General features: G+C 63.9%; 21 protein-coding genes. 6 read left to right on the forward strand and 15 right to left on the reverse strand.

The features are described from left to right. Positions 1–127: 127 nt before the first annotated feature. The 7 genes from ACFXC1_RS15120 to ACFXC1_RS15150 form a co-directional block, all read right to left on the reverse strand. The gene (locus ACFXC1_RS15120; RefSeq protein ID WP_381242789.1) at positions 128–1,516 is read right to left on the reverse strand and encodes a tyrosine-type recombinase/integrase; all 1,389 of its coding nucleotides are present in this window, start codon (positions 1,514–1,516) and stop codon (positions 128–130) included. Next, entirely contained in the window at positions 1,513–1,716 is a 204-nt protein-coding gene (locus ACFXC1_RS15125) for a helix-turn-helix transcriptional regulator (protein ID WP_019060844.1), read from the reverse strand. Before ACFXC1_RS15125 ends, ACFXC1_RS15120 begins: the two co-directional genes overlap by 4 nt. After that, positions 1,706–3,067 carry a replication initiator gene (locus ACFXC1_RS15130; RefSeq protein WP_381242791.1) on the reverse strand — a complete coding sequence of 454 codons (1,362 nt, stop codon included), beginning with the start codon at positions 3,065–3,067 and terminating at the stop codon, positions 1,706–1,708. Before ACFXC1_RS15130 ends, ACFXC1_RS15125 begins: the two co-directional genes overlap by 11 nt. Before the next feature lie 358 nt (positions 3,068–3,425). Next, entirely contained in the window at positions 3,426–3,716 is a 291-nt protein-coding gene (locus ACFXC1_RS15135; RefSeq protein ID WP_381242792.1) for a hypothetical protein, read from the reverse strand. 44 nt (positions 3,717–3,760) lie between these two features. Beyond that, positions 3,761–3,955, reverse strand: a complete 195-nt coding sequence (locus ACFXC1_RS15140) for a hypothetical protein (protein ID WP_381242794.1) — start codon at positions 3,953–3,955, stop codon at positions 3,761–3,763. Between the two features lie 12 nt (positions 3,956–3,967). Next, a complete protein-coding gene (locus tag ACFXC1_RS15145) occupies positions 3,968–5,290 on the reverse strand; it encodes an FtsK/SpoIIIE domain-containing protein (protein ID WP_381242795.1) in 1,323 nt (440 codons plus the stop codon). Then, positions 5,290–5,631 carry an SCO3933 family regulatory protein gene (locus ACFXC1_RS15150; protein WP_381242796.1) on the reverse strand — a complete coding sequence of 114 codons (342 nt, stop codon included), beginning with the start codon at positions 5,629–5,631 and terminating at the stop codon, positions 5,290–5,292. The genes ACFXC1_RS15145 and ACFXC1_RS15150 overlap by 1 nt, the downstream gene beginning before the upstream one ends. A 204-nt stretch (positions 5,632–5,835) precedes the next feature. On the opposite strand from ACFXC1_RS15150, the gene ACFXC1_RS15155 reads away from it, so the two are divergent. The 3 genes from ACFXC1_RS15155 (at position 5,836) to ACFXC1_RS15165 (ending at position 8,977) form a co-directional block, all read left to right on the forward strand. After that, a complete protein-coding gene (locus ACFXC1_RS15155; RefSeq protein ID WP_381242798.1) occupies positions 5,836–6,576 on the forward strand; it encodes a GntR family transcriptional regulator in 741 nt (246 codons plus the stop codon). Positions 6,577–6,881: 305 nt separating this feature from the next. Further along, entirely contained in the window at positions 6,882–8,039 is a 1,158-nt protein-coding gene (locus tag ACFXC1_RS15160) for an AAA family ATPase (RefSeq protein WP_381242800.1), read from the forward strand. Beyond that, on the forward strand, positions 8,036–8,977 hold the full coding sequence (locus ACFXC1_RS15165) for a hypothetical protein (RefSeq protein WP_381242802.1): 942 nt from the start codon (positions 8,036–8,038) through the stop codon (positions 8,975–8,977). Before ACFXC1_RS15160 ends, ACFXC1_RS15165 begins: the two co-directional genes overlap by 4 nt. Positions 8,978–9,427: 450 nt before the next feature. Here ACFXC1_RS15165 and ACFXC1_RS15170 read toward each other — a convergent pair whose 3' ends face one another. Continuing rightward, the gene (locus tag ACFXC1_RS15170) at positions 9,428–9,826 is read right to left on the reverse strand and encodes a hypothetical protein (protein WP_381242804.1); all 399 of its coding nucleotides are present in this window, start codon (positions 9,824–9,826) and stop codon (positions 9,428–9,430) included. Positions 9,827–10,503: 677 nt separating this feature from the next. On the opposite strand from ACFXC1_RS15170, the gene ACFXC1_RS15175 reads away from it, so the two are divergent. Together ACFXC1_RS15175 and ACFXC1_RS15180 are read left to right on the forward strand one after the other, a co-directional pair. Further along, positions 10,504–11,010 (forward strand): hypothetical protein, encoded by a 507-nt coding sequence (locus tag ACFXC1_RS15175; RefSeq protein ID WP_381242806.1) that lies wholly within the window; start codon positions 10,504–10,506, stop codon positions 11,008–11,010. A gap of 260 nt (positions 11,011–11,270) precedes the next feature. After that, positions 11,271–13,673 (forward strand): tetratricopeptide repeat protein, encoded by a 2,403-nt coding sequence (locus ACFXC1_RS15180; RefSeq protein WP_381242808.1) that lies wholly within the window; start codon positions 11,271–11,273, stop codon positions 13,671–13,673. A gap of 301 nt (positions 13,674–13,974) precedes the next feature. Here ACFXC1_RS15180 and ACFXC1_RS15185 read toward each other — a convergent pair whose 3' ends face one another. The 5 genes from ACFXC1_RS15185 to ACFXC1_RS15205 all read right to left on the reverse strand — a co-directional run bounded on the left by ACFXC1_RS15185 (position 13,975) and on the right by ACFXC1_RS15205 (position 18,518). After that, positions 13,975–14,565 (reverse strand): DUF6082 family protein, encoded by a 591-nt coding sequence (locus tag ACFXC1_RS15185; protein WP_158711505.1) that lies wholly within the window; start codon positions 14,563–14,565, stop codon positions 13,975–13,977. Between the two features lie 377 nt (positions 14,566–14,942). Continuing rightward, positions 14,943–16,688: an AIPR family protein gene (locus ACFXC1_RS15190; RefSeq protein WP_381242810.1), complete on the reverse strand. Its 1,746-nt coding sequence runs from the start codon at positions 16,686–16,688 to the stop codon at positions 14,943–14,945. Positions 16,689–17,331: 643 nt separating this feature from the next. After that, a complete protein-coding gene (locus tag ACFXC1_RS15195) occupies positions 17,332–17,652 on the reverse strand; it encodes a hypothetical protein (protein WP_381242812.1) in 321 nt (106 codons plus the stop codon). A 4-nt stretch (positions 17,653–17,656) separates the two neighbouring features. After that, the gene (locus ACFXC1_RS15200) at positions 17,657–17,977 is read right to left on the reverse strand and encodes a hypothetical protein (protein ID WP_381242814.1); all 321 of its coding nucleotides are present in this window, start codon (positions 17,975–17,977) and stop codon (positions 17,657–17,659) included. After that, positions 17,967–18,518, reverse strand: a complete 552-nt coding sequence (locus tag ACFXC1_RS15205; protein ID WP_381243531.1) for a bifunctional DNA primase/polymerase — start codon at positions 18,516–18,518, stop codon at positions 17,967–17,969. The genes ACFXC1_RS15200 and ACFXC1_RS15205 overlap by 11 nt, the downstream gene beginning before the upstream one ends. Before the next feature lie 414 nt (positions 18,519–18,932). Between ACFXC1_RS15205 and ACFXC1_RS15210 the strand changes: the two genes are divergently transcribed. Continuing rightward, the gene (locus tag ACFXC1_RS15210) at positions 18,933–20,180 is read left to right on the forward strand and encodes a hypothetical protein (RefSeq protein ID WP_381242816.1); all 1,248 of its coding nucleotides are present in this window, start codon (positions 18,933–18,935) and stop codon (positions 20,178–20,180) included. Positions 20,181–20,202: 22 nt separating this feature from the next. Here the strand turns inward: ACFXC1_RS15210 and ACFXC1_RS15215 are convergent, their stop codons facing one another. Beyond that, entirely contained in the window at positions 20,203–21,129 is a 927-nt protein-coding gene (locus ACFXC1_RS15215) for a phosphotransferase family protein (protein ID WP_381242818.1), read from the reverse strand. A 328-nt stretch (positions 21,130–21,457) separates the two neighbouring features. Continuing rightward, complete coding sequence (locus ACFXC1_RS15220) at positions 21,458–21,994, reverse strand: DUF2199 domain-containing protein (RefSeq protein ID WP_381243532.1); 537 nt, start codon at positions 21,992–21,994, stop codon at positions 21,458–21,460. Positions 21,995–22,001: the final 7 nt, after the last annotated feature.

Below are 22,001 nucleotides of genomic sequence, written 5' to 3' on the forward strand. Positions count from 1 at the left end.
CTACTCTTTTCGTGGGCCGGTTCTTTTTTTTATAACAGAGTTGTTACTCGACAACCCCTCGTTAAAAGCCCCGGGGGGGGCCCCGGTAACACCCCGCGCCCCACGCCTGTCAGCTGAGAGAGCCGTTTCACTCTTCGGGGTCGTCTACCTCCCCCAGGCCCTTCAAGATCCGGTCGTTCATCTCCTGCTCCTGGCCGTCGATGCACTTGGCATAGATCTTCAGCAAGACGTCGACCGAGTGACCGGCACGGGCCGCCACCTCCGGGGCGGGTACACCGGAGTTGAGCCACTGGGAGACGCCCGCGTGACGGAGGTCGTAGGGCCGGAAGGCCAGCACCGAGGACACCTGGTGCGGGACTAACGCCAGTTCCCGAGCTTGCTTCCAGGCCCGGGAGTACGACGAGGCGGCGATCACGTTGCCCCGCTCGCTGGAAAACAGCCGGCCGTCCTTCGCCGTACCGAACTCCTTCAAGTGCTCGCGAAGCAGCCGCACCAGCGGAGGCGGAATCGGCAGGATGCGCACTTCGCCGCTGGCCCGTTGCTTCAGGCCGCGCCGATCGTGGGCTTCCCCGGAGTCCGTCCACGCCTTCCCGGCCGTAGGACGGGTCTCCGCCAGCTCAATCCGCCCCCAACCGGACGCCGGAAGCGTGCAGTCGGAGCGGCGGAGCCCCAGCGCCTCACCCGGCCGCATGGCCGCGTAGTACAGGCACCCGAAGAACGCCTTCAGCCGCCGGCCGCTCGCACGCTCATAGCCACCTACGTAGGTGAGGGCGATCAGCAGTTCCCGAGCCTGCCGAGGATTGACCACCACCCGACGGTCAACCTCCTGCACCGCACGCTTGCCTCGCTTACGCCGCACTCGGCTCAATGGGTTGGACTGCAAGTGCTCCAACTCCACTGCGTACTCAAGTGAGTTGAAGACCACCGCCCTGCGTCGGCGGTACGTCTGTGTCGCCGCAGGTTTGCCGTCCATTCTCCGGCCCAACCCGTCGATCAGCTCATGCACTCGCGCGATCTCCTGCAACTCACCCACGGGGAGCGAGGCCTTCTCGATCCACCGCACGGCCGCCGCGATCTCTTCCGGCCGCTCTCGTTCCCTGCGGGAAACCGGCAGGACGTACGAGCGCAGCGCCCTCCGCAGCATCTCGGGAGCGGGCCGCCCCCTCCCCGGCTTGACGAGGAGGGGAACGGCCGTCGCCAGGGCATCGGTCATGCTGTCCCGTTGCTTCGCTGACGCCTCCGCCCAGCGCGCTGCCACGTACTTCACCGCCAGGTCGAGGAACGACAACGCCGCTTTCCCACCGCGGAGCGAGTCAGGCAACCCGGTCACTGTGTCGAACGGTTCGCCCTTGTCAGCGGCTCGAAGCAGCTTGGCCCGGAAGCGATCCGCGAGCGCCTTCGTCTTGTGCGACTCGTGGAACGGCTCGCCGTCCACGGACCAGCGGACGAGGTAAGTCGGCTTCTTCGCGGAGCGGTTGATACTCAACTTCCAGATGACGACCTTGTACGACTTCACGATGCGGCCCCCTCCGCACGTTCCGCCAACCAGTCGTTGAGTACGTCGCGGCGGACCCTCAACTCCCCGTTGGGTAAACGGATGCAGGCTGGCGCGAGGCGCAGTTCGCGCCAGCGGTAGAAGGTGCGGCGGGAGATCCCACCCAGCTCTTCGAGCACCTGCCGCACGGTGAGTAGTTCGGCCGTCTTCTCACGCGCCATGAGGACCACCGACCTCCCGTACGGAGGCCGCCAGGAGTGCCGCCTCCGGCGAGTAGCCGCGCCCTGCATAGCGCCACTGGCCGATGATGACGGTTGTCCGCCCGCCGATGCCGAGGGCGGTCCGCTGTTCCTCCGCACGGTGTTCTGCACGCGCCTCGCGGAGTGCGGTCAGAGTCGTCGAGTAGCGCCGTGACTTGGTTGAGAAGTGGCCGCCGTAGCCGAGCATGTGGGCCCAACGCCGCAGCCCCAGGGGCTCGAAAGGAGGCAGACCACCCAGCCACCAACATGTACTGATCATGCGGAGGACGTGGGCCCGTACCGGCAGCATGACCATTTCCCGCGCCTGGTGGATCCGACCGTCGACCGCACCGGCGGACTCGGCACCCTTCGTGGCGTACTTCGCGATGTAGCCCGCGACAGCCGCGGAAGTCAGCCGCTCCCCCGCACCGAACGCCACGATGGGCCGCACGTCGACCTGTTCGCCGAACCGCAGCACGCGAGTACCGACGACATCCGCACCAGGAGCGATGAGCCGCACGCGGCCAACGACTGCCTGTACCGCGTCCATCAACAGAGCTGTTGTCGCCCACCCTGGCGGAGGCGAGGCCGGTCCATCCGGTCCGTCGAGACGGATCACGGCATGAAAGTGGACCAGGCCCCGCCGCTGGTACTCAGCCACCTTCGCGTACGACAGCCGGGCCGCGTCCGCGAGTTCGGTACGGGACAGCCCAGCCCGCCGCGCGATCTCGCGACGCAACTCCAGCGCGAACCGGTGCCAAAGCTGACCGGCGTACGCCTGCCAGAGGACAGCCCCGGCGTAGTCGTAGCAGCGCGGGCACAGAGGCTCACCGAGACGGGGCTCGCCCTCTGCGTGTCGCTCATGGCATCCGATGGGCGAGCCATGCGGGCAGCACTCCCCCACCTTCCGGGGACGGCATGCCCGTACACGCCCCGCATGTTCACGACGGGTGTGAACCGGGCCGAAGCCGGGAGCGGTGAGGGTGGCAAACACCCGAGGGTGCCCGCTCACCGACTCTGTGACGTTCTTGCCGCCGACCAGCCCAGCCCGGATCAGTTGATAGGTGTCGGCTCGGTAGAGGCGGGAGCAGGACGGGCAGACCGACGCACGCCGATTGCCGCATGCGGTCAGGAGTCGACCGCCGTAGACGTCCGACGCGTACGAGAACAGGGACTCGCCCGTAGTCGTGTCGACGACGGTTGCCCCGCCGACCAGGTGGATCGGGTTGGAGCAGCCGGCGAGGCTGACGATGTTGCGCCGCCAGGCCGTGAACTCCGGCTCTACTGCCCTGGTGAGCAGGGCAGCAACGTTCTTGGGCATGGACGCGGTCATTGCCGACCACCGCCTCCGAACGCCTGCCCCATCACGGCGGCGATTGCTTCCGTCCGGGTCTTGGCGCTGAATCGGAGTGTCGGGTCCGTGAGCCAGAGTGCGGCGGCGTGTGCCGGGCACAGACGCCGTTCGAAGCCGTTGAGCCCAACGAGGACGATCTGTTCCCGTCCGTCGCAGGTCGACACTTCGGAGTCGACGACCCTCAATTCGCACTCGGGCAGAGGGGATTTGCGCGATCGATGCGCGGTGGACAAAGTGTGAGTACTCCTTTCACTGCTCACGTGGCGGATGGAGTGGGTTCCTGACGGGGTCGGGTTTGGCGACTTCGCGCCCCGTCGGGAGCCCGTCAAACGGGCGATCACTGTTGTTCCTTGAGCGGGATCGCGACGACGCTGTACGCGATGGGTCCGAAGGTGCGACGCGCGCCGTAGTAGCCCTGGCCTAGGTCCTCCACCGGGACGCCGAGCGGAGCGGCAACGTATTCCGCGCCCTCCCTGCGAGCGGTGGAGTCGGCCGCGTCGACCAAGACGCCGAACGACGCGTTGCGCGGTACGAGGACACTGGGGTTCGCGGTGAGGAAGTCCGCCAGCTCGCGCAGACCGGCGATGAACGCAGCCCGGTTGCCAGAGCGGATTTCGTACGTGGACATGGCTCGCCCACCTCTCTGTTGTTCGGACATCGGGTGAGGGCGCTTCAGAAGCGGAGTTGGCCGAGGAAGCCGCTGACCGCGACGAGGACCGCCTGAACCACCGGCGCGGCCACGGTCTTTGCCACCAGGAAGCCGAAGGTCCCGCAGAGCAAGGTGTCCGCCCAGCGCAGGTAGCGGATGCGCAGCAGGAACCAGATGAACAGGCCGAGCAGCAGGACGGCCGACGTGGACACCAGCACGGCAGTCCCCTCTCACTTGGCCGCGGTGAGCAGCTCGGGCAGGACCGGGGCGAGGTGCGCGTACTCGGCCGCGATGGCTTCCGCGTCCACCTCAGTGACCAGGTGCGAGCGGGCTCGTTCCCAGCCGTCGCCGGAGGCCAGCACGGCCGTACCGGCTTGTTCCGGGGTGATGGCTTGTGCTGCCTTGAGCGCGTCAGGGTTGAGGTCTCCGAGCGCCATCTCTGCCGTGCCGGGATCAGCCACGCGGTGACAGACACGTCCGCCGAGCTGGGCACGCAGTGCCGTGACGCCCGGCCCTAGGTCGGAGCCGACCCGTTGGCCAGCCACGACTAGGAACACCCCGAGCGCCGCGCCGAGTTGGGCGAGTCGGATCAACGCCGTACCAGCCGCGTGCGCTTCGTCCTTCTCGTTGCGGCTCGCGACGAGAAACAGTTCCGCGATCTCGTCGACGATCACGACGACGGGGACCGGGCGTTCCTTCTCCGACAGGCCCCAGATGTTGCGCACACGTGCCGCCCGACAGACGGTCATGCGGTCGAGCGTCAGGTCGACGAGCGCCGCCAGGAGCCGAACCGCTTGCTCGCGATTGGTCGCCAGGGCGGACAACCGGGGCTCGTAGAGCGACAGTTCCATGCCGCCCTTGCAGTCGATGCCGACCAGCGCGACCGGTTGCGGAGCCAGGCCCGCTACGAGTGCGTTGATCAACGTCGACTTGCCGGACCGCGTGGCACCGACGATCAGCCAGTGCGGCACACGACGCAGATCGATGACCCAACCGGCGCCGGTCTCCAGCACGCCCACAGCGACCCGGAGCAGTTGAGCGGGCCCGCGCTGTTTCGGCAGTCGGGGAGCGGCGAGCGGATCGGCCACCGAGGCGGCGATCCGTACGACTCCCGGCCTCCAGGAGGTGACCCGCACCCCATGGACCTGCCAGTCCTCCGCCATCGCGGGCCCCGCCTTGACGAAGTCCTCGGGCACCTGCCCCGGCAACAGCCGTACCAGCAGCCAGAATCCGCCGCCCGTCGGGCGTATGAGCCCGTGCCGCGGGACACGCGGCTGAGGCGGAGGCGCTCCGTTGCCGACGAGCCCGGACACCACGGTCAGCGCCGGCCGACGGCTCACGGCGAGTCCGCACCCGGCCATCAACGGCCGCCAGGTGCACATCACTTGGACGACCATGACCGGGAAGCCGAGTAACAGCCACCAGGCCACGGGGCAGCGGCGGCGCAGGGCCGGGCCTACGAGAAGCAGGCCCGACACCAGCACTGCGGCCACCACCAGAGCCCAACTCGGCCAGACCGTCCCGGTCGAGGAGGTGGAGGAGGCCAGCGTCATCACTGCCCAGCCCCCTTCCCCGCCGGAGCGCTCAGGGGCCTGATCTCCGCCGCACGGAATGCGATCCCGTGCCGCCCGTCGTTCTCCCAGGGCGTGGCGACCAAGTCCCTTACGGCCACGGGCATACCGAGCTGCACACCGGCCGGCTCGCCAGCGACGCTCACGTTCACCACGTCCGCCGATGACCCGGCCATCAGGCAAAGACCGACCTGGAACACGGTCTTGCCGGTATCACGGTCAACACGAAGCTGACCGGTCTCACGATTCGCAACCCGCGGAGCCGGGGGTACAGCGCAGATGATCCCCGTGAACTTCGCGGTATCGATCGGAAGGCTTGCCACTGATCTGAACTCCTCATCTCTGGCACCCGAAAGCTGGTCCTTCGGGTTGCTAGACCACCCGTAGTACGGGCGACCGGAGTCCAGAGTGCGACCCGTAGTACGGGTTGTCAACCGTCTGGTGATGGGGGACGCTGTCCGTGCCGATGGACGATCTGTCCACGGAGATGGATAACCGAGAAGCGATCACGGCCACGGAGGGCCCGCATGCCGCCGAAGAACACGCAGCCGAAGTATCGGCAGATCGCCGACTACCTGCGCGAAGGCATCCTGAACGGCACCTTCCCCGCCGGCCAACCGCTCCCCTCCGAGGAGGCGTTGGCAAAGCAGTTCGGCGTGACGCGTCCCACAGTCCGTCAGGGCCTCACGGAACTAAGGGCATCCGGCCTGGTCGAGGTGATCATGGGCCGAGGCACATTCGCCCGCTCACCCCAGAGCCGCCCAAGCCTCACGCGCCCGCGCGGCGTCCGCCTGGCCCCCGACGGCCGATACATGGAGGCCGACGGCATCCAATGGACGAACGCCGAGCCACCGGTAGCCACTCGCACGGACGCCCCCTTGGCGTTGGCGGATCTCCTCCGCATCCCACCAGGCGAGCCGATGTTCACGTACGACGCCTTGCAGACCGCCGACCACGGCCGCCTCCGCCAACTCCACCGCACGTACGTGCCGTTCTCCGTCCTGGTCGACACGAAGTACGAGGAGGAAGCACCGCCGTCAGCGCCGGGACTCTACGTCGCGCTTGCTGCGCTGGGCCACGAACTTCACTTCACGGAGTACATCCGCACTCGCATGCCCCTACCGGACCAGGCCCAAGCCCTCCGCCTTCCCGAAGGCGTCCCGCTCCTTCATGTCATCCGCGTGACGCTTACCGAGGGAGACAAGCCGCTAGCCCTGGAGGAGTTCCACCTTCCCGGCGACGATCTGGAACTGTCCTTCAAGCTGTAGCCGAACCTCAGTTGGCTCAGATTTTCTCCACGTCATCAAGGCGGCTCGCTTCGCTCCCCGCGCGCGGCCCGACCCCCGGCCGGGCCTGCGCTCCTGTCTCCGCCCCGCTCCAGCCCGGCCGGCGCCCGCGCCGCGCTCCCAGCAGCCGCCTGAGCCAAAGAAGAGGTACGCCGCCGCTGAGACTCCGCAGGTGCACGCACACCTGGGCGTTTCCGGAACACGATTCGCGAATCGCCAGTCCAGGGCGCTTCAACGCCATACCATCATGCCAGGGCTTCAACAACTGCGACGAACAGGAGTCCAACGTGTCACGCGTTATCCGGTTCTCAATCTCTGGCCTTGCCGGACGCAGCGAGACAGTGAAGAGAGACCTCAATGCCGGGGTAAACATCTTCTGGGGAATGAATGGTTCCGGCAAGACCTCAATGTTGAAAATTCTGCACAGTGCATTGCAGAATGACGCCTCACTCCTCGCTCGCGTTCCGTTCACCCAGGCTTCGGTTCAGATTGAAACAAGATCAGGAGTCATCGAACGGAAGATCAACAACATCTCACAAAAAGAGGACGAGGAAACCCTATTCACAGATGACGAATGGCATGAACTCCAGGCACGAGAGCGTCTGCTGAACACCGCTAAGCAATTGCGCTGGACAGGCAGAAAAGTTAAAGGAGAACCGTCAAATCACCCAATTAAGCATAGCTACCTCTCAACTCTTCGCCTTAGCGATATGCCTCGAATCAGACAACAGGGACTCTCCCCGTCAGAAATCCTCGACGAAGCGGCATATGATCGAATCTTTGCACGTCAAATTCGAGCAATCTGGCAAGATTACTACACGCGCGAGCTAGTTCAGATCAGGCAGGCACAGCAGCGCGGTTTGGCCGCTATCGCAACTTCAGTCATCGTGCGATCCGGCCTCAAAAAGCAGAAAAAAGCAAATTCTCCAGAGGTTGATGCGGAAATTGCCTACCATACAGTGAGGCAGTTCTTTGAAGCTCAGCAATTCGATCTTGGAGTTTCATATAACGAGTTCATTGAAAACTTCCAGAACAGCGACCTGATGAGGGAAGTCGTCGAGGAAGTGGTAGATGTGCAGCGTGGCATCGAGGCCGCGCAAGAACCCACTGCAGCTCTGCAAGACCTTGTTAGTGATCTATTCTCAGGCAACAAGAGCCTCCATTTCGAAGGGCGCACCATCAGGATCACGCAGGGAGATGTAGAAATTCCGCTCCAAGGCTTGTCAAGTGGAGAGAAGCAAGTTATTCGCCTACTCATCGAATGCTTGGCGGCTGGCCCAAATCCAGTGATAATCGACGAGCCTGAGCTTTCTATGCATGTGGACTGGCAGCACCGACTCGTCAATTGCATGCGAACGCTCAACCCTGGAGCGCAATTGATTATAGCCACGCACTCGCCTGAGATTATGGCTGGCGCTGCGGACAAGGAGATCATGGAACTGTGAGCAATCGCCGCCTCTCGTACACTCGCCAAGCCTTTGCCCGTCGCGTCATGATTTCCAGAGACCGTCTATTCATTGTTGTCGAAGGCATCGATCTGGATTCTCCGTTCTATGATCGCATTTGTTCGTCAAGCGGGAAGATCGAAGACGCCGGTTATCAAGTATGGCTTGCTCAGCAAATCAAAGCAAGCGATGAAGGTAATGGAGCCTCAGGGAAGACGGCCGTATTGGCCCACTTTGATCACTTCAAGAAGAGAAAGCAACTCAGCTTCACGTCGACCAATGGCGAGATCCGTTCAATCGCTTTCATGATGGATCGGGACAACGAAGACATCACTGGGGGTAGCAGAAGGTCTCAGCATGCTATCTATACAGAAATGTTCGATGTCGAGGCGGAAATATTCTTTCGCGGGAAAGACAGTAAGGCGCTCTCCACTGCCCTCTCGCTTGATATGAAATCCGCAGATCATCTCGCGGCACATCTGGGGGATTGGATAGCCGACCTCGCTGTCATCTGGCGTGACTGGATCGAGTGGTGCTGTATCGCTAAGGCCACAGGCGCACGATGCGGGGTCGGGTTCTCTAAAGAATCCACAATAAATGTCCCCAAGTACGGCCCCGTCGACCCAGCAACCCAAGCCAGGGAAGCAGCAACCGTGGCGCGTCGGGCAGTGTGTGAACCCGCTGATTTCGCTAGAAAACAGCTCTCGATTAGCCGAAGAGTGGCGAATCGACACGCGAAGGGAGAGGCAGCAAAAACAGTCCGTGGAAAGTGGTTGCCATTCTATTTGATTTATCTCATAGGGCAGTATTTCGGCAACAGTCCTTACGTTTACCAAGGTTTCACAACGATCGCCGCCCGAATGTATCTCGATGCTTGCGATTTTAGCGAGGATTGGGTTTCGTACTATCAGACGCGACTTGAAAAACTCATATCCTAGCCGGGCTCTACCGTAGCTACTTTCGATACCATGGGCGGCTTCAGATGACATGGCAAGCGTAGTGGCAAATAACCGGGAAGGCAGCCGACGAATCCACAGTTCAGCTGTTCATCCTGGTCAACGCCTGAACCGTCCGAAAGTCATAGCAGTTTCCCATGCTGACTTTCCCGCCATCTTCACGGGCCCGCCCGTCGCGGCTTGCTCTGAGCGACGCCAATCCCAAATAGCGTGGCTGAGGCCGGTGGGGGTGCAGCGAGGCATACGCGGGCCTGGTCGGTCGGCGCACCCGCCGCCATGGCTGACTGTCGTCGGCTGAGGTTCGTGCCACCGCCGGGCCAGATGCAGCAGTCAGCCACGGTCAACACGGGAGGTCTGGCGGTCGAGTCCCGGCGAGTTCTGCAGCAACTCCGCCGGCACTGCATAGGAATGAGAGGCCGCAGTACCCTCCACTCAGGCTGCGGCCTCGTAGAGCCACCGGCGAACCTCGGTGTAACCGTCAGGAAGCTCGTTCCCTGTCCGTTCCCTGTACCTCGCCTTGACCTCTTCGCTGGCGTTCTGGCCAGCAGGGAGCCTTCGCAGGAAGGGGTCACGGTCAGGGTCGAGGAAGGACTGACGAGATTGGCCCTCCGCCTTTTCAGGCGCTGAGAGCGGGTCCCAATCCTTGACCTCGTACCTCTCGGCGTCCCGCCCTTCGATGCGATCGGCGATCACGGCGGCCAGGATCACGCCGCCGATGGCCAGAGTTGCGCCACCAACAGCACGGAACTTCGGCTCGTGCTTCTTGCACCAGTTCTTCGCTTTGGCGAAACGGGTGGGCTCGCCATCCTCGGGGAGCGCGGAGTCGTTCACATGCACATACTTACCGGACCCATCCCTCACCTGTCAGGCAATCATCAGGCATCGCGCGATCAAGTTCACTAGCCAGTCCGGCCAGCCCGAGCGTCTCAGTTTCCGTCTCATTCAGCCCCGTTCACGGCCGTTCAGCGAGGACCTCTCGCCAACTTCGGCTCACGGCTCAGCCGCCTATGAACCCAGGTGAACGGCCCTGAACGACGCCCTCCGCCCCACCCTCACAGTTGGAAAGCGTGCACATGCGGTCGACGTGCAGCACTGATTGGTGCGCGGTCGGCGCTGGCAGATCTCACTCTTGGCCATCGACGAAGCCCGACCGTCGGTTAGGTCCCGGGTTCACTCCAGGCCATCCCCAGACAGAACCGGGGATGCAGCTGCTCTACAGAGCTGGACACCTCGGAAGCCGACCGCGCGTCCAAGACCCTAGTCGTGGCCACTGACACCCCCTGCGAACCTGACACCCCTCAACCGCGTTCCGCTCATCCCCGCACCACAAGCGCACCAGATCGAGCGGGGAACAGCGGGGAATCACGGTGGAAGCCGCCGCCTCCGACAAGGCAGCACCTAACCCGTTCGCCCAGGTCAGCTCCCGAACCGCCCGCAAATGCCCGCAGCTTCCCAAGCTGATGGCATGAGGCGGGAGAAGCCCAGAACGAGGTGGGGAACCGACGCGGATGATTCAGGCGTTTGGCTTCACAACCGGGGCGGTGTTTCTACCCTGGGTTCTTTCGAAGCCGCGTAGTTCGGGGGATCAGGTGGGTGCTGAATTCGTGCAGTTGGTCGAGCAGGCGGGCCTGGCGGTGACAGCCGCGGTGGGCGCCTATGGGGTGGCAGTGCTGACCCGGGCGCAGGATGCTGCTGCCGAGGCGACAGTCGACCTAGGGCAGCGGATCCTGCAACTGGTCTGGCGACGCCGAGACGAGGCGGGCCAGACAGAACTAGAACGAGTCGTGGGCGAGGCCGCCGACGAGCAGAACGACGCCTACACCACGGCGGTACTGGGCCGACTCCTCAGGCGAGCGTTGCAGGACGATCCCGGACTAGGGGAGGAACTTTGGGCCCTGCTGCCCGCCCCGGCCACAGGCACGGTCACCATCACGGCGTCCGGTGAGCGGTCGATCGCCGCGCAGTACATCGGCACCGCAGCCACTGGTGACGGTCATACCCCACCCCAGCCGTGAGCACGGACGAGGCCGCCGCTGAGCCGCGAATCGAGGCGCCGGGGCAGCGATCGATCGCGGCACATGAGATCAGAGATGCCTACACCGGTGACCTCGTGCTGCCAGCCGAGGCGTTGCACACACCGGAGCGAGTCACTGCGGCGCCAGGCACCTCAAACCTGCCTCCGTCGCCGCTGTGCCTAGGCCGCCAGGAAGAACTGACCTGGCTGCGGCGCGCCCTAACCGACCAGCGCGGGGGCGCGATCACGCAAAGCGGGACCGTGCACGGGCTGGGCGGGATCGGCAAGAGCACACTCGCCCTGCACTACGCCCACCGTCACCGTGGCGACTACACGGTGATCTGGTGGATCAACGCCGCCTCCCCCGACGAGATCGAGACCTCTCTAACCACCCTCACCCAGACCCTGGTCCCCGGCTGGGCCGCCACGGCCGGACGCCGGGCGCAGGTGGCATGGGCAATGCAGTGGCTGGCCTGGCATCCCGGCTGGCTACTGGTCTACGACAACGTCGACAACCCCGCCGACCTCGACCTCTATACAGGCGCACTCCATCAAGGGCACCACCTGGCCACCAGCCGCCGCACCACAGGCTGGCCCGACACCGCCCCCATCCTGCCCCTGGGCAACCTCCACCCGGACGACGCCTGCATCCTGTTGTGCCGTCTCGTTTTCAAGGACACCACCCCCACTCCGCGCCAGCAGGCCGATGCCCGCACTCTTACCACTGAACTGGGACACCTTCCTCTGGCGATCAAACAGGCTGGCGCCTACCTCGCCCAGAACCGCGGCATCAGCCTCGACGCCTACCGCCGACGCCTGGACACCAAACTCGCCAAGACCGCCCACGGCCTCGACGCCAAACGCACCCTCGCTCGTGTCTGGAACGTCACTCTCCACATCCTGGAACAAGTGGATCCCCTGGCCGTTCAGGTCCTGCACACCGCCGCCTGGCTCGCCCCCGACGACATCCCCCACACCCTGCTCACCCTGCCCGGCACCGACCCGGACGACATCACAGAGGCCATCGGCACGCTTGCCGCCTACAGCATGATCACCACTACCGAAACCACCCTCAGCATCCACCGCCTGGTCCAAACCGTCCTCCGCACACCCCAAACCAGCGACCCGCAGCAGCCCCAGCAATTTCAAGGACGCGACCGCGCCGAACAGGCCGTCCTCCTCAGCCTGACCCCGCCTCCAAGCCAGGACAGCACCACCGACGGCCAGTGGGACACCCTCACTCCGCACCTCATCGCCCTTGCTGCCACAACCCCACAGGGGCACCACAACGTCCCACTCACCGACGCTTACAACACCACTGCCAACCGCCTCCATCACCAGGGTCACACCGCCCGCACCATCCCCCTGCTGGAGGCCGTCCTCGCCCGGTACGAGCAGGCCCTGGGCGACACCCACCCCGACACCCTGTCCAGCCGCAACAACCTCGCCAGCGCCTACGAGTCGGCGGGGGACCTGGGACGGGCCATCCCTCTACTGGAGGCCGTCCTCACCCAGCGCGAGCGGGTCCTGGGAGACACCCACCCCGACACCCTGGCCAGCCGCGACAATCTGGCCAGCACCTACCAGTCGGCGGGGGACCTGGGACGGGCCATCCCCTTGCATGAGGCAACCCTCACCCAGCGCGAGCAGGCCCTAGGCGACACCCACCCCGACACCCTCATCAGCCGCAACAACCTCGCCGGCGCCTACGAGTCGGCGGGGGACCTGGGACGGGCCATCCCTCTACTGGAGGCCGTCCTCACCCAGCGCGAGCAGGCCCTGGGCGACACCCACCCCGACACCCTGGCCAGCCGCCACAACCTCGCCCACACCTACCAGGCAGCGGGGGACCTGGGACGGGCCATCCCCTTGCATGAGGCAACCCTCACCCAGCGCGAGCAGGCCCTAGGCGACACCCACCCCGACACCCTGAACAGTCGCCACAACCTCGCCAGCGCGTACCAGGCAGCGGGGGACCTGCGACAGGCAATTCCGCTGTTCGAGGTGACCCTCGCCCAGCGCGAGCAGGCCCTGGGCGACACCCACCCCGACACCCTGATCAGTCGCAACAACCTCGCCAGCGCCTACAAGTCGGCGGGGGACCTGCGACAGGCGATCCCGCTGTTCGAGGTGACCCTTGCCCAGCGCGAGCAGGCCCTGGGCGACACCCACCCGAGCACCCTGATCAGTCGCAACAACCTCGCCAGCGCGTACCAGGCAGCGGGGGACCTGCGACAGGCGATCCCCTTGCACGAGGCGACCCTTGCCCAGCGCGAGCAGGCCCTGGGCGACACCCACCCCGACACCCTGTCCAGCCGCAACAACCTCGCCAGTGCCTACGAGTCGGCGGGGGACCTGGAACGGGCGATTCCCCTGCACGAGGCGACCCTCACCGAGTGCGAGCGGGTACTGGGAGACACCCACCCGCACACCCTGATCAGCCGCAACAACCTCGCCTACGCGTATCTAGCCGCGGGGGACGTGGGACGGGCGATTTCCTTGCACGAGGCGACCCTCACCCAGTGCGAGCGGGTACTGGGAGACACCCACCCGCACACCCTGATCAGCCGCAACAACCTCGCTGCCGCCCGCGCTGTACAACAGATAAACCCAGCAACCTCGGCAACCGACCATGTTCGACAACCGCCCTCAGGGGTTGAGTAGCAGCCTTTATGGCCCTGGTTGACCGACCTCTGTGGAGCTACAAGTCAGGTGCTCCTTCGCCGCAAAACGCTGGCAGGATGCAGTAGCAGTGAGTGTCTAACTGGGTGCCAACGCCCACGAACAACGGCGGACAAGCGCGGACGTCTGCGGAGTGTTAGCACAGGTGAGAACTACACCAGGCCAAGGCTGCGCCCCCACCCAAGTTGCTTCGGGACGAAGAGGTCGTGCGTTCAAGCGGTCAGAGGCCACATGCAAGATTGGTATATGGCCTCTGCCGCGATCGGAGACTGTCTCCGAGTTTTCATTCGCTCAGAAGGCGGGGGCCGTCGGGATCAAAGTAGCCATCCGCGGCCACAGCGGGCCCACCGTTGATCGCAGCTTGATACCGCTCCTCCGCGATCTCAGCAAACTTCGCAGCTTTCGTCCGCCGGCCTCCGATGGTGGTGTAGAGCCAGCTACGGTGTCCGTGACTCCAATGCAATCGTCCTATTTCACCCCGGAAATGCTGATCGAGGATTCGCCGAAGAGTGGCAGAGTCAACATCTCCAAGTTGATACGCAGCATGCCATCTCCCCATGATCAGGTTAGTGAAGCTAACCTGACGGTATTGCTCGAATGTCATGGGGATGTCTGGCGGCTCCCAACATGCAGCCAAAGCGCGATCTTCCATCGCCCGATAGACCATTTCCCGATGTGTAGCCCTGTCCCTCTCATCTCTGATGACCCTCGTCTGTTGGGATTGGTACACGAGCGAGATCGCAACACCAGTCAGAGCAATACCAGATAACAACACCGATGCCGCGCTGTAGGCCTGGTTGAGATCACTGAGCAACACGAACGGTGTAGCCAGAAGGACTGTTAGCAACACCGCTGATATTGCCACGAAGGTCACTAGCCGACGAGAGGCTCTGAAGCCGAGACCCACGAACCCTCCCCTGATTCGGTCTGCATGGTCGACGCTGACCCTACGAAGGGTCCGGAACAAGGGGTGGTTTGGCTGGACAGTGCCGCCCATCCCTTGCTCTGGCCCAGCCGCCCCGGCTCGTTTGGCAAAAAGGGACCCAGACAACGCGGCCGGCGCAGATGACGTGGTTCTCGGAGACGATGTCACGGCGGCGAAGGGCTGCCGGTTCTTCCGGGCGCATCGGGTCATAGCAGACGAGGTCGACCATGAGGCGCGAGTGAGTACGGATCGCATCTGCGCGGGCGTATGCATCCTGCTCTCTGATGTCCCGCTACCGTGACGCCTGCTCGACGATGTCAACCCACCTATGAGCTCCGGAGGAATCGTCGACCTAGCTTTGCTCCCATCTTTGTGTCGTTGGACTCCGCGGGCCAGTCATCACGAATCCTTTGAACGATATCTCGGCATTTCGTGATGTTCTTGAAGAGGCTCGTCACGTAACTGCTCGGATAAACGTCATCGACGTGCATCACGAGGGAAGAGAGAGACTTTTCCGTTAGTACAGGAACTCGCCTCAGCTCTGAAGACCAATCGAACTCAGCGTCATCAATTCTTTGCAAGTCAAGTTCTCGAAAAACCAAGTGAAGCACGAGGCGGTTACCTTGCAAGCAGACCGACCGCGGCCGCCCATCAAGTTGCTTCTTCAGGTCAGATAATGTGAGATCCACTGTGCGCATAACCTCGACGCACCTCCACACGCGATACGGTCCCACAGTTGGATTGAATAGCGTGCGGTAGGGAGGCTTTTCCGTTGACTCCCAAAGACTTCCGACCTTGCTCTTTGCAAGAACGGCAAAACTCGGTTCACGATTCGCGCAAGCGAGAGCAACGGTGGCATCCACCACTGTGCATCCATTATCAGGACTAGGTACAGGTTCTCCACGCTTGATCGCATACGTCTTCTTCAGCGAGAGTACTAATTCGGTGCGTAGGCGATCCTGCTGTGGGTCCAAAGCCACAAAGTCGCGCGTCTCTACGCTGTTTTGCGTATTCGTTGCCCTCGTGACCGCCGTCGCGAACCCGTCAGGACAGGATTCGAGATTAATAAATCGAACCCACACCATTGCACCGTCGAGGGAGCTTCCATTCCGATGGGAGGCCTTATGGATGCTGGCCACGGTCTGGGCGCCATTGACAATACTCACCCCAGTCAGCGAAAAATCACCGAAAGTGCGGGTTGTCGCGCCGCGAGCCGTCTTCTTGATGCTCTCACAGAGAGCTGTCACACCATTATTGAAGTACCAAAAATGATGAGGGGAATCCACGATAGTATTCGCCAGTGCATCATTCACACTGGTGTTACCAAGAGCCTTTCTAATATTCTGCGAGAACAACCGATCGCCAAAACGCTCATACCACTCGGCCACGCTAGATGCCGCGACGACACCATAATAGGCTTCATACGGCTCGCTTACAGTTCCCCAATTTTCCAACTGAGCATGAAAATCGATGCGCGAGCCGCCCAGCCCCTCGGAAACAAAAGAATGGAACTCGGTCAACCCCAGCATCTCGACCGAAACTAGCTGTTGGGTCTCATTCATCTCGTCAAGTACGTCCTGAAAAACCGCAGCAGACGGTTTCGCCAATTCAACTCGACCGGTAGTGGCAACAACAAGGATAAATGTCACGTCGACATCGTCGAGTGCTGCCGTGATCTGCTCCTCTCGTTCCCTAAGCCGAGGGGTAAAGCGATCAAACTTCGTGTCGAGGAGATCCTTGAATCCCGCAATAAAGTTCCGTGAATCACCTAGTCCAAGACTGCCGTCTCCGGAGCCATCCCACTTGGACTGCACAAGAATCACTTTGTGCTGTGCAGGATCGATCGCAATGGCGTCAATTCCATTATCGTGACTGCCATCCACAACGGTGGCGGCCGCTTGGGCGGCCGATAGTTCAGTGAACCTTTGAACCGCGAGGGCCGCTAAGGACCTGCTCAAGAATGCCTTCTCGCGGACCGAAGAGCTGGCTTTCTCGTAATCACTCATATCGATGTGACCAGCGAAACCTGTGTGCAGTGCATCCTTGATGTGCCTGACCCACAGCTTCTTCATGCGCCCCCCGCATCCGAGATCAGCAGGCTCGCCCCTAGGAGGGCACGGTACCGATCGCACACGGTCATAGGGAAGAGGCAGGCTGTGATCGCCAGTCGGGTGGGAACGCACCTGGGCCGAGCGAGGACAAGCGCCGCGTGGCCTGCGTTCTAGTGTGCTCGCCTGGAACGCATCGTTGTCGCCCGCTGTCTGGATCGGCGCAGCGAGCTCAGCACCAGGGATCCACTACGCCGACCTATAGCGCACAGCAAAGGGACCGCCCAGCAACCGAGCACGGCATCGACATCGTCGCACTGGCCGCCCGGCATGGACTCGGCCGGTGCCAGATCACGGACACATGGCGGAAGTGGTAAGGCCGCTCGCTGACGCTGCCCGCTGGGCATCCGCTCCCTGACACAGCAGCGCTGCCGCACCACAAGCGCACCAGATCGAGCGGGGAAAAGCGGGGAATCACGGTAGAAGCAGTCGGCCACGGCGAGGCCATGCCATGGCCGTTCGGCCAAGCCGGCGCCCGAACCACCCGTAAACGCCCGCAGCTTCCCAAGCCGATGTAGCAAGTTGTTCTGCCGTTCGTCCGGGCTGCGGCGCTAAGGCGCCGGTCCCGGCCGAGCGGCAGGACAACCAACCGCCACCGAGCAGCGGTTCATGCCGCAGGCGCTTCTCGAGGTGAGAGCAGAGGCGCCTTCGTCGTCATGTCACTCGACTCCGCAGCAAGTCCGGCCGCAATCAGCCTCGCCAGCAGCTCGGCCGCTTCAGGCCGAACGGTCCCGAGCTGCACGATCCCGTCACCGAAGACGTTCACATCGGCCACTAGGCCAGCGAAGTCGGAGTCCAGGCCAAGCAACACGAGCTGATCAGCCAGGGTGCCGGCGCCTCGCCGTGCGCGGTTCCAGCCGCGTACGTAGGGCACGCCAGGCGACAAGTTCTCCGCTCGTTTGGCTACCACTCCGCGCCGGTCGGTCATGACCTCAGGCCCTTCCCTCGTGTTCTTCGGCAATGGACGATCCGTGACTTCCGTCGTTTCCGTCTCTGCGGTATCCGCTTGCCAGCGCCAGGCGAAGGAGTTCCGCGAGGCGCTCGGCCGTGGCGGGGGACACTCGGCCCAAGTCGACGAGACCGTGCCCGAAGGCGTTCACGTCCGCGCGCAGATAGGGGAAGTCCTTTTCCAGGCCGGCGCGAACGAGGACGTCTCGCAATGCGGTGGTCGCGTCTCGGGCCGCGTACCAGCCGTCGCTGTCGAGAGGCGACCACGCGGCAGCGTCGCGCCCGTGGATCGGCTCATCCGGCATCTGTGGTCGTCTCCTCGGGGAGGGCAACGACCGCTGAGTAGGGCGTCGGGTACTGCTCGTCGAAGCGGTCCATCCGTGCCAGGAGCTCCGCGGAGGCGACCAGGACGGTTGCGAGGGCGACCGGGCGCCGGGGATTGGCTTCCGGTCGGCGGGTAGGTGCGCGAAGCCATTGGTAGCGGTCCTCGGCCAGAGGGATGGCTCCGGGGACGACGATGGCGCAGCCGTGGTCGAGGTACCGGTACGACGGTGGCGATGACGTTTCGCGTTCGAGGTAGTACGTGAAGACCTCGCGGCTCTGCGAGCCCAGAAAGAAGCCGACTCGCTGCGCCCTGCGGTCGACGACCGCCGGCCCGAACAGCATGCCATTTCGTCGAAGACGGTCGAACATCTCCATCCCAAGCCGCTGGTCCACGCTCAGCACGTCGAAGAAGCGGCCAGTCGACAGCGCGCAAGGCCTTCGGGGATCGTCCGCCCAGACTTGCCGACACTCGGTGGGATCGTCGGCTGCGGCGGAGAGCCACTCCATGCCACTTCTGGTCATCCTCTGCACGTCATCTCACCTCGGTCAGAACCCAGTTGCGGCCGCAATGCCGCCTGGTGTCCAGACTCAGGGGCACCACCCTGGTGAAGGCAGATGACGAGAGGTGACGGGGGATGACACGTCCCGAGTGCACGCGTCATCCCCCGTCACGGGTCAACAACCCGCGAACTCCGGTTACTTGCAGCGCGCACCGGTGAACAGCGCGTACATTCGGTCGAGAAGCCAAAGAATCGCGTGCCCCAGAAGTCGCACCCATGTACAAGTGGGGAGGGAACGGTCACGTCCTCGCTGGAGCCGATCAGCGTTCACTTACGGCAAGCCCGTGTAGGTCGCGGCTGGAGTCAGCCGCGGTTGGTACGGGAGCTGCGTCAGGTTGCGCTCCGCCGTGGCCACCAACTTCCGTCGGACGCCAGCGTGAAGCGTCGTATCGCCAGTTGGGAGAACGGGCACAGCACGCCGGACGACTTCTACGGTCCGCTTCTGTGTGAGGCGTACGGCCTCAGCGCCGCCGAGTTGGGGCTGAACCACGAGGGCGAGCGAGACACCGGACTCCTCGACGCCAGATATCCGGCGAGCCCCGAAGGTGCCATCGAGACCGTCGGCCTGCTGTGGCGCGCTGATCTGAACCGGTACGAGCCCCTGTTACAGGCCGAGCCGTCCGAGCCCGCGTGGAACGAAGCCTCGCTTCGGTGGCTGGTCGCACCCGAACCGGCCGTTCCTCTGCAACATCGGGATGGAATGCGCGTCGGTTTCGGAGACGTGGCCGCCATCAAGACCACCGCGGACATGTTCGCCGAGTTGGACGACCGTTTCGGTGGCGACCACGCTCGGCATGCTGCTGTCCAATACCTCAGCACCGAAGTGACACCGCTCCTGCGCGGGCAGTACACCGAGCAGGTCGGGCGGGCCCTGTTCTCCACCGTGGCCGAGGCAACTCTCCTGGCCGGTTGGATGTCCTACGACGCCTGCCGCCACGGCTTGGCACAGCGGTACTTCCTCCAGGCCCTCCGACTGGCCCAGGACGCCAACGACCGCCGACTTGCCGGAAGCATCCTGTCCGCCATGAGTCATCAGGCGACGTTCCTCGGTCGCTACACCCAGGCCGCGACACTCGCCCGGGCCGCCCTCATGGGCATCTCCCCCGTGGCTACTCCGACACTGCGCGCACAGTTCCACGTCATGGAAGCCCGCGCTCTTGCCCGGACTGGCGACGTAGGAGCCTGCGAAGCCGCTCTGAGCGCAGCCACCAGGGCGTTGGAGAGCCGCAACAGCGACGACGAGCCCGAGTGGATCAGCTACTTCGACGAGACGGAACTTGCCGCCGAGGCTGCGCACTGCTTCCGTGACGTCAACAGCGCCCGGCAGGCCGTTGCCCACGCCGAGAACGCCATGAGCGGCAGTCACGTACGAAGCGACTTCTTCGCCACGATGGTTCTCGCGGACGCGCACCTACGCGCCGGCGATGTCGAGGAGGCATGCAGAGTGGCACTCGACGCCCTCGACCTCGGCGAGCAACTCAAGTCAGCCCGATGCGTCAGCTACCTCGCTGAGTTTCGACAGGGTCTTGCAGCCGTCGGCAACACCACTGAAGCGCGAGCCTTCATAGAGCAAGTCGGAGAACACAGACTCTGGGTGGCGTCCGAGGCTCACGTCAATGTCTGACTCCCGCGCGTAGGATCGTCGCTCAGAACGGACCCCACGCGTCTCGCCCCTCACCGGTACGCAGTGACCGCACGCGCCGCCCGAACTCCGCCGCAGCACTCTCGCCTCCGGCGAACTGGTGGCCCAGCCAGGACACCATCATCAGTTCACGCAGATCCGCCAAGGTCTCGTAGCCAGGCCAGTTCATTACGTCGAAGCTGTATCGGTGAACGAACTCGGCATACTCAGCCTTCGTGTGCCAGCCGTACCGGTCGTAGAACATCGCGGTCTGGATCAGATCCCACTCGCGCGGGGCCAGCGTGAAGCCGTCGAGGTCGATGAGTACCGCGTGACCGTCCCGGTGGCGGAGCACGTTGCCGATGCTCGCGTCCCCGTGGATCATCCCGAAGGGGAGGACGAAGTCCAACCGGTCGTAGTCCTTGTGCAGCTTTGCGGCACGGTCCTCCAGGAACGTGCGGTCTTCCTCCGGGACGCCGTCCATCTGCCTCAGAGAGCCCGACAGCTTCGCGAACGGGTCGAAGTACGGCAGCCTCAGGGACTCGGGTTCCTCAAGCCAGTGGAGTCGGCGAAGCAGGTCGGCCAACTCGCCTACTGTGGCGTACTCTTCGCGGTCCTGGACGCTCTCCCAGACGGTCACGACCCGGCCGCCGATCACCATCGGTTGCGTGACGCCCGCCGGCACCCGCATAGCCGGAAGGTCTTCCCTCTCCAGCCACCGCGCGACTCGTACCGCCCGCTCCATGTCCTCCAGGACGTCGAGGTCACGGGCAACGCGGACGATGGTCGGCGACTTCGATAAGCGGTACACGGCGTTGGAGCCGAGCCGCAGCAACTCGGCGCCGTCCGGATCCAGTTGGGCCTTCGCGCACGCCTCGCGCAGGACAGCCCCAAGGCCCTCCTCCGTGAACTCCGTGCCGCCGTCCTGGTCCCCGCCGCTGCCCGAGATCATGCCTTCGACCATACGGCGCCGCCTTGCCGCTCGACAGGCCGCCCACGTAATAGGGACGTGATGACCTTGCTCAGCGGGCCCCACCGACGCCACTCCCCCGCAGGTCAGGCCCACAAAAGCGTCACGGTCTCACCTGGGCTCCGGAGCCGTGTGCGCAGGTTCGAATCCTGCCGGGGGCACCTTGATTTAGGTGCCCAAAGACCCCGCCATCAGCGCTCCAGCTGAAGACGGGGTCTTCGCGTGTGTGCAGGCGGATGCCGCCAAAAGCAGCCGTTTGCCAGTGATCACGTCGTAATAGCGTGTTGGTCTTGAGGGGCTTCGCGGCAGGTCAGTGCGTGTTCGGCGCCCCTTCAAGGTACCCCTGTAGACCAACCGTCCGCCGGTCGTGCGAGTCAGATCGGACGTTGTCGCCGTTGGGGTGGAGGACGGCCTCAGCGATCTCACGTACGCGGTCCTGGGTAATGCCGGTGCGCTGCTCGACGGCGAGGGGATGGTCGGTGGGTTCCAGCTCGACGAAGGGACGCCGGCCGAGTGGACGGGTGTGTGCGTTCGTCTTCAGGTTGAGTGTGCTGGGCGAGTAAAGGCTCAACTCAGTGGTCAACCAGCCGAAGTACGGCTTCTCAGCTTCGCGACCGGGGGTGTTCCACATGTCCAGAGCTCGCGCGAAGTTGTCCCGGCTCAAGGAGACCCAGACGCCCCACGAGAAGGGGTCCCCGCTGCCAATCACCGGTATCTCGATCAGGCCCTTGATGAAGTAATGCCGACCCTTGATGACGCACTGGTCGGAGGACAGCATGCTGCCGGGATCGTCTGCGAAATTCTGGTTCAGCTTAACCAGCCACTGATCACACGCGATCGTCCACATGTCCACG

The sequence above is a fragment of the Streptomyces hokutonensis genome, from assembly GCF_042751305.1.
Taxonomy (GTDB): Bacteria; Actinomycetota; Actinomycetes; order Streptomycetales; family Streptomycetaceae; genus Streptomyces; species Streptomyces hokutonensis_A.